The organism is Chryseobacterium gambrini (genome assembly GCF_900156825.1).
Taxonomy (GTDB): Bacteria; Bacteroidota; Bacteroidia; order Flavobacteriales; family Weeksellaceae; genus Chryseobacterium; species Chryseobacterium gambrini.
The window spans coordinates 1-2,084 of record NZ_FTOV01000039.1; the positions used below are offsets into that span (position 1 = coordinate 1).

At 39.4% G+C, this 2,084-nt stretch carries 4 protein-coding genes; 3 read left to right on the top strand and 1 reads right to left on the bottom strand.

Annotated elements, in window-relative coordinates:
- From BW951_RS22960 to BW951_RS22220, 3 genes are all read left to right on the top strand, one after another.
- On the top strand, positions 1-474 hold a 474-nt coding region (locus BW951_RS22960), incomplete at its 5' end, for a hypothetical protein (RefSeq protein ID WP_175608870.1).
- The gene (locus BW951_RS22215) at positions 467-976 is read left to right on the top strand and encodes a phage virion morphogenesis family protein (RefSeq protein WP_076396868.1); all 510 of its coding nucleotides are present in this window, start codon (positions 467-469) and stop codon (positions 974-976) included. The genes BW951_RS22960 and BW951_RS22215, both read left to right, overlap by 8 nt.
- Positions 973-1,524 carry a hypothetical protein gene (locus BW951_RS22220; RefSeq protein ID WP_076396870.1) on the top strand — a complete coding sequence of 184 codons (552 nt, stop codon included), beginning with the start codon at positions 973-975 and terminating at the stop codon, positions 1,522-1,524. Before BW951_RS22215 ends, BW951_RS22220 begins: the two co-directional genes overlap by 4 nt.
- Here the strand turns inward: BW951_RS22220 and BW951_RS22225 are convergent, their stop codons facing one another.
- Positions 1,525-2,052, bottom strand: coding sequence for a hypothetical protein (locus BW951_RS22225; protein ID WP_139326248.1), 528 nt, complete (start codon positions 2,050-2,052; stop codon positions 1,525-1,527).
- Positions 2,053-2,084: the final 32 nt, after the last annotated feature.

Below are 2,084 nucleotides of genomic sequence, written 5' to 3' on the forward strand. Positions count from 1 at the left end.
TTTACCCTTGATACCGATAAAATAAAATCGGCACTCTCCAAAGGCTTTAATGTTATAAAAGAAACCGGGATTTTAATTCCTAATGCGATGAAAGGAGCTTATGAAGGATGGAATAAAGAACTGGAAAAGCCGGTTAAAAAAGCCGTTAAGATCACCACCCAAAACAAAATAACTTCTGCTGCCGGTATTCCGCCGCCTTCCGGCTTGGTTTCACCGGGTGGAAAACCTGCCGCGGCTTTGGATCCGAAGTCCGGAGGAAGTGCGAAAGGTAAAAAGGACAAAGCCAAAAATTCCCTGTCCGGTGCCGGAACCGGCGGAGACGGAAAAAAAATGATTTTCAATATTCAGTCCTTTGTTAAGGAATTGACCATTAAGACCACCAACATCAAAGAAAACCCACAGGAGATCAGAAAAGTACTGGAACAGATATTTAATGAAATGATCGCCGATATAGAAATCAGAGCCAATGCGTAGAGAGAATAATGCTCAGGAGTTCGACAGGCTCCGGGCAAAATACAGGAATTTTAAAAGAACCATTCCGCAGAAAGCCGCCATTACCATGGTGAATTTCTTTAAACGAAATTTCAATGTTGGCGGCTTTGTGGATGTTCCTTTCCAGAAATGGAAAAAAAGCACTTATCCCGGAGCGAGAACCACAATGGTACGTTCCGGGAATACCCGAAGGGAAATTAAAAAAATACAGGTCTCGGAATCGCGTGTTGTTGTGGGAATAGGGAATCATAACCATTATGCCAAAATCCATAATGAAGGGGGAAAAATTCTGATCACTCCCAAGATGCGCAGGTTCTTCTGGGCAAAATATAAGGAATCAGGAAAAGAATACTGGAAATGGCTCGCCCTCACCACAAAAACACATATTGAGATCCCGCAGAGAAAATTTATTGGCGACTCGAAAGCACTCGAAAAAACACTGGATCGGATGATATTATCAGAACTTAAAAAAATAACCTCATGAGTATAAAAGGAATGGTATTTAAAGAAATATCCGACCATCTGGAGGCTCAGGTGGAGGAATTGATCTATATTGATAAAGACCGCGGGCAGATCGAAAAAGAGAATATTGTCATGGTTCCAAAACCCGCTGTTTTAATCGCTTTTATGCGTTTCGATTGGTCAGACATGGGAAATGGAATTAAAGTGGGAAAAGGCATTGTCCGTGTGCGTGTAATTTGTGAGAATTATGCTGAAAGCTATACAGGGAGTATAGATCAGGAAATGGCACTGGCTTTTTTTGATCTTAATGAAAAAGTGGATGCCGCACTGGAAGGTTTGAGCGGTACAAAATTCAGTGAATTGAAAAAGGTAGCTGACGAGGACGACCTGGATCATAACAATGTTATTGTGACGGTTTACGAATATGAAGCAACGATTACCGACGATACGAAGGCAGACTGTTCCAAAATGATTAAAGTGGATGCCAAGCCGATTGTGAAATATATTGCAAAAGAAAACCTGCCGGAAAAGCAGGTTAATATTCAATCGGATTTTATTGTTAAAATGTAATTATTTATAATAATCTTTTGCCGTGGTAACCACTATTTTTGACTGTCCGTTGGTTCCTACTGAGAGGGCAGCGACATCGGATAAAAAACGAGTCGTCACCGTCTCACCCGGCTTGGTATCTTTAAAATTGACAGCTCGGCTCCAAAAGTTTATATAAAATTTAATGATATATTCTGTGTCACCCCAGATTTCCATTTTAGTAATAATGGGATACTTGTGACTTGATACCTTCTTGTAATTTTCCTTAATGTAAATTAGTGACTGCTTTTCGTTTCCTGATATTATGTTTTTTATATATCGTCTTTGCCAAAATGTACCTGAAGCGTTACTTTTATATTTATCATCGAAGACAAACCCCATTCTGGTTAAAAGCCCTTCATAACCATAGCCTCCTTTGTTAGAGGTATCTACATTTGTCATCAGCCATTCAAAATCATTCCCCGCAGCCGCATAAATATCGTCGTTGGTTAAAGAAGTCTGAGAATAAAAAATAATTGGAAATAGTAAAAGGATTATTAGTTTTTTCATCATTACAGGTTTTTATAATGTCCGGTTTTTCT

What these genes read in the sequence shown, in the direction of transcription:
- BW951_RS22215 (WP_076396868.1), top strand. Translation starts at nt 467, where the DNA reads ATGCGTAGAGAGAATAATGCTCAGGAGTTCGACAGGCTCCGGGCAAAA.
- BW951_RS22220 (WP_076396870.1), top strand. Translation starts at nt 973, where the DNA reads ATGAGTATAAAAGGAATGGTATTTAAAGAAATATCCGACCATCTGGAG.
- BW951_RS22225 (WP_139326248.1), bottom strand. Translation starts at nt 2,052, where the DNA reads ATGAAAAAACTAATAATCCTTTTACTATTTCCAATTATTTTTTATTCT.